This window comes from Methanobacterium formicicum, from assembly GCF_029848115.1.
GTDB classification, from domain to species: Archaea; Methanobacteriota; Methanobacteria; order Methanobacteriales; family Methanobacteriaceae; genus Methanobacterium; species Methanobacterium formicicum.
The window spans coordinates 27,501-32,500 of record NZ_JARVXG010000027.1 but is presented as its reverse complement, the minus strand read 5'-3'; the positions used below and the strand labels follow the sequence as shown (position 1 = coordinate 32,500).

6 protein-coding genes (1 of these 6 only partly in view) are annotated in these 5,000 nt (G+C 47.2%); 5 read left to right on the top strand and 1 reads right to left on the bottom strand.

Annotated elements, in window-relative coordinates; genetic code table 11:
* The 5 genes from cdhC to QC759_RS01940 all read left to right on the top strand — a co-directional run.
* Window positions 1-296 carry the 3' end of a CO dehydrogenase/CO-methylating acetyl-CoA synthase complex subunit beta gene (gene cdhC / locus QC759_RS01960; protein WP_048072368.1) on the top strand. The gene continues 1,105 nt to the left of window position 1, outside the view, so the window shows 296 of its 1,401 coding nt (coding positions 1,106-1,401); its start codon lies beyond the left edge, outside the window; the stop codon is at window positions 294-296.
* Between the two features lie 67 nt (window positions 297-363).
* A complete protein-coding gene (locus QC759_RS01955; RefSeq protein ID WP_048072367.1) occupies window positions 364-1,116 on the top strand; it encodes an ATP-binding protein in 753 nt (250 codons plus the stop codon).
* A 16-nt stretch (window positions 1,117-1,132) separates the two neighbouring features.
* Window positions 1,133-2,296: a CO dehydrogenase/acetyl-CoA synthase subunit delta gene (gene cdhD, locus QC759_RS01950; protein WP_048072366.1), complete on the top strand. Its 1,164-nt coding sequence runs from the start codon at window positions 1,133-1,135 to the stop codon at window positions 2,294-2,296.
* 13 nt (window positions 2,297-2,309) lie between these two features.
* Window positions 2,310-3,701, top strand: coding sequence for an acetyl-CoA decarbonylase/synthase complex subunit gamma (acsC, locus tag QC759_RS01945; RefSeq protein WP_048072365.1), 1,392 nt, complete (start codon window positions 2,310-2,312; stop codon window positions 3,699-3,701).
* Window positions 3,702-3,749: 48 nt separating this feature from the next.
* Entirely contained in the window at window positions 3,750-4,220 is a 471-nt protein-coding gene (locus QC759_RS01940; protein WP_048072364.1) for a 4Fe-4S dicluster domain-containing protein, read from the top strand.
* Window positions 4,221-4,252: 32 nt separating this feature from the next.
* Here the strand turns inward: QC759_RS01940 and QC759_RS01935 are convergent, their stop codons facing one another.
* Window positions 4,253-4,840 carry an MGMT family protein gene (locus QC759_RS01935; protein ID WP_082055697.1) on the bottom strand — a complete coding sequence of 196 codons (588 nt, stop codon included), beginning with the start codon at window positions 4,838-4,840 and terminating at the stop codon, window positions 4,253-4,255.
* Between the last annotated feature and the right edge of the window lie 160 nt (window positions 4,841-5,000).

Below are 5,000 nucleotides of genomic sequence, written 5' to 3'. Positions count from 1 at the left end.
AGGATAAAATTCCCACCGAGGAAGATGCTTCCAGCCTTAAGGAGATCCGCAGTTTCCTGGAAGAAAAGGGACACCCCATAATGGAGCGAATAAAAACTCCGGAAGCAGAAGTTCCTGAAGAAGAAATCACCGTGGAGGAAACTCCTGAACTAGGGGGTGAAATGGAAATGGAAGAAATGGCAATGGCACCAGTGGCCTATGCACCGGAACTGACTGTGCCCTCCTCGGGAGGGGTGAAAATAATCTTCAAAAACGCCAAGGTCTATGCCGAAAAGGTGATTATAAAGAAAAAATAGGAATATCTGGATAAGACTGGCCTATAATTTCTATTAAGATGAATTATGAAGTTTAGGAGCAAATAAAGTGATCATAGCAGTAAGTGGAAAAGGTGGAACCGGGAAAACCCTGGTATCATCTCTCCTGATAAAATCCCTGACCAGCACTAGAAAGGATATCCTGGCTATTGATGCCGACCCCGACAGCAACTTACCCGAAGCATTGGGTGTGGATGTCCATAAAACCGTGGGAGATGTCAGGGAAGAATTAAAAGAAGACACAGCCAAGGGCAGGATACCAACAGGAATGAACAAGTGGGATATCCTGGACTACAAAATAATGGAGTCCATCATTGAAACCCCCAGCTTCGATCTCCTGGTCATGGGCCGACCCGAAGGCAGTGGATGTTACTGTGCAGTTAACAACATGCTCCGCAGAATAATCGAAAACCTATCATCCAATTATGATGTGATCATCATTGACACCGAGGCTGGCCTGGAACACCTGAGCCGCCGAACCACTCAGAACGTGGACGTGATGTTGGTGGTCACTGATAAATCAAAAAGAGGAATGCTCACTGCACAACGAATTGGCCAACTGGCTGATGAACTGGAAATAAAATTCCAGGAGTTGTACCTGGTGGTAAACAGGGTGAATCCTGAAAATGAGGAACAAATCCTGAAAAAGGCCAGGGAAACTGGTTTGGACATAGCAGGGGTAATCTTTGAGGATGAAGAGGTAACCCAGTATGATATTGAGGGAAGACCCCTGGTGGAACTTCCTGATGAATCAAATACTGTTAAAACAGTATCCGGGATATTATCCCGCATTAGAAAGTAATTAAGGGCGTGGGTATATGGATAAAATGTCGCAACTTCTTAAGCTACTGGAAAAAACAGACTATATAGAAATCAATGAATTTAGAATGGACTTTGAGGAACTGGAACTGCAACTGATGCCAGCCATGCAGAGAGTAGTGCAGCAGGCAGCAACCAAACAGGCCGCAGTTCAGGAAACCATCAAGATGATGGAGGCCGTTGATTTTGTTCCTCCAATTAAAGATTACCCTGGTGAAGTAGCCCAGGTGCAACTGGGTGCCGGAACCAGAAAACCAGTATATCTGGGAGGTCAACAGGCACTTTACCGCTTCGAAGAACCACAACCCAATCCTCCAGTGGTAACCTTTGATGTCTTTGACATCCCCATGCCCGGACTACCCCGTCCCATAAGGGAACACTTCTCCGATGTAATGGACCACCCCGGGGACTGGGCCAAGAAGGCAGTGAAGGACTTCGGAGCCAACATGGTCACCATACACCTCATTGGAACCGGGCCTAAAGTCATGGATAAAACCCCACGACAGGCTGCCGAAGACATAGAAGAAGTCCTACAGGCAGTGGACGTACCACTGGTTATAGGGGCATCGGGAGACCCTCAGAAAGACCCCATAATACTGGAAGCTGCTGCAGCAGCCGCAGAGGACGAACGGTGTTTACTGGCTTCCGCCAACCTGGACCTGGACTACAAAAGGGTGGCTAAGGCAGCAGTGGATTACAACCACGCCGTCTTAAGCTGGGCCATCACCGACATAAACATGCAAAAAACCCTCAACAAGTATCTCATGAAAGAGGGCTTAACACAAAAGGACATTGTTATGGACCCCACCACCTGTGCCTTGGGTTACGGTATAGAATTCTCCATCGACGTCATCACCCGAACCAGACTGGCCGCACTCAAGGGAGACCAGGACCTGCAGATGCCCATGAGTTCTGGAACCACCAATGCCTGGGGATCCAGGGAAGCCTGGATGAAAAACGATGCCTGGGGCCCCACTGATTATCGGGGACCAATCTGGGAGATATTCACCGGGTTAACCATGATGCTCTGCGGAGTGGACATCTTCATGATGCTGCACCCCCTGTCAGTGCAGATCTTAAGCGAAATTGGCTCCACCTTTACCAAGGATTATCTCACCAGTGATGTGCCTGACATATCCAACTGGATAGCGGAGCTGGAATAAGGAGGTTATGAGTATGCAAGTCACGGCAATGGATATATACAGATTGCTTCCTCAGACTAACTGTGAAGATTGTGAAGAAGCTGCCTGTGGAGAGGCCTCCTGCATGGCCTTTGCCACTAAACTCTCGGAAAAAGAAGCCCAACTGGAACTATGCACCGAATTATCATCCGAGGCTTTCGACAAACTGGAAGCCCTGCTGGCACCAGCAGTAAGGGAGATAACCATAGGAACCGGTGATAAAACCATCACCATTGGTGGAGATGAAGTACTGTACCGCTACGAGTTAACCTACTACAACCCCACCTCCTTGATCATTGACATTTCCGACAACATCAGTGATGCTGAGTTCACAGAAAGGGTAAATACAATAGAGGAAACAGAATTTGAAAGGATCGGTGAAATGCTCACCCTTGATGCTATCGCCCTGAGAAATGCATCCGGAAATGCTGAAAAATTCGCCGAAGCTGCTTTGAAACTTAAAAAATCCAAATTACCCCTGGTGTTGTGTTCATTTGACCCCGAAGCCATGAAAGCCGCTTTGGAAAAGGTAGGAGATGAAAGACCTTTAATATACGCGGTAAATGAATCTAATCTGGAAGAAATGGCAGCTCTGGCCCTGGAATACAACTGTCCGCTAGCCATATTCTCCCCTAACGACCTGGAAAAGATGAAACAGTTAAGCCGGGCCCTTCGCAATAAGGGAATAGAAGATATAATACTGGACCCCGGTACATTTGTTCAGGAAGGAATTGGTGACACTCTGGATAACTTCGTCATGATCCGTCGACTGGCAGTGGAGGAAAGGGATGAAGACTTCCGTTTCCCCTTAATGGGAATACCCGCCCTGACCTGGATATACGAGAAGGATGAAGTTCAGGGAGGTATCCGCGAGGCAACCATTGCCGCCACCCTCATGAACAAATACGCGGACCTACTCATATTCCACGGAACCAACATATGGGAATTAATACCCGTCCTCACCCTGAGACAGGGTATATACACTGACCCAAGGAAGCCACAGGCAGTGGATCCTGGATTATATGAGTTCGGTGAATTGGATAAAAACTCCCCGGTCCTCATGACCACCAACTTCGCCCTCACATTCTACACCGTGGAAGGAGATATCAAAGGCAAAGCCAACGCTTACCTACTGGTACTGGACACTGAAGGAAGGGCAGTGGATGTTTCCCTGGCAGGTGGCCAGTTAAATGCAGAAGCAGTGGCTGACCTTATTAAAGAAACCGGTATCGAGGACAAGGTGGATACCCGCACCCTCATCATACCAGGGTTATCCGCTCCAGTAAGTGGAGAAATTGAGGATGAAAGTGGCTGGGAAGTACTGGTTGGTCCCCGAGACTCTTCCGGTGTCCCCGGATTCCTGGAAGAACTTAAAGGAAAATCCTAAAATCCCAACTTGTGGTTAACAAGGAATAAACAATCAGAAGGAATTAACATGAAGACACTGATGGTAATTGATCCCCGTCGCTGCAGTGAGTGCCAGGACTGTATCAATGCCTGCCAAAACACCCATGGAGTAGCCAGAGCCAAGAAAAGCAGCACAGTACCCGTATTTTGTCTGCAATGTCATCCGGACAAGGCTCCCTGTGCCCGAATATGCCCCACCGGTGCCATCTATGAAGAAGATGGCACTTTAATCGTGGATGAGGACTCCTGTATCATGTGCCGCCTGTGCATGATCGCCTGTCCCGTGGGCATGCTGGTTATAGATGGAGAGAAAAAGGCAGTGCAGAAGTGCACCCTGTGCCTGGATGCTGAAGATCAGATTCTACCGGCCTGTGTAGAGGCCTGTAAGGATAACGTACTCAAGATATTCTCGGTGGAAGACCTGGATGAACTTAAAAAGGATCTCTCCTACACCGAAGTACTTAACGAGGCCATGAAAGCCTACCAGAACAAGCTTTAATTAGATTTTCCACTAAAATCAATTTGGGAAGATCAGGGTCTTACTACACGAAGACCTTTTATCTTCACACCCTCTTTTTTTAACAGTTCCCTCTTCATTTCCACTCCCCCACCGTAGTTACCCAGATTCAAATCAGACCTAACCACTCTATGGCAGGGTATAACCAGGGGGAAAGGATTTCGTGCCATTGCACTCCCCACTGCCCTCCAGGCCCGGCCACCCAGGGACTCTGCCACCTCTTTGTAGGTTCTAACTTCTCCCCGGGGAATTTCTGCAACAATTCCCAGCACCTTAAGATCAAAGTCATTGGGAACGGGTCCTGCCTTATTTTTTGATTTTTCAGTGGACAAATCCAGCATATCTCGGTCAAAATCCAGGCAATCTCCCTTATATATTTTAACTATCTTTTTAAGTAAGGGTTGGTATTTTTCAGTTAACTGGAAGTGGGGAAATTCCAGGGTAACCTGTTCCTGGATCTTCTCCCGGCTGGTCTGGGGTAGAAATATTTTCACTATTTTCTGGTTCCGGGGGGAAACTCCCACTGCAAAAAAGAGATTATCAGCAGGATAAATCGATATCCAAACCGTTTCCGGGGGGTTGTTATCAGAGTGTCCTTTCATGGTCCATCTCCCAATTCTGGTTATGTCCTGAGTATGGTAAATCTTTAATTTATTTTATTATATTGAAGTTTCACAAATGGGTTCCTATTCAACTTAAATTCTACCCCTGAAAAGTTTTCTACCCTGAAAAGTTAATGAGTACTGTCAAATGGAAGCTCAT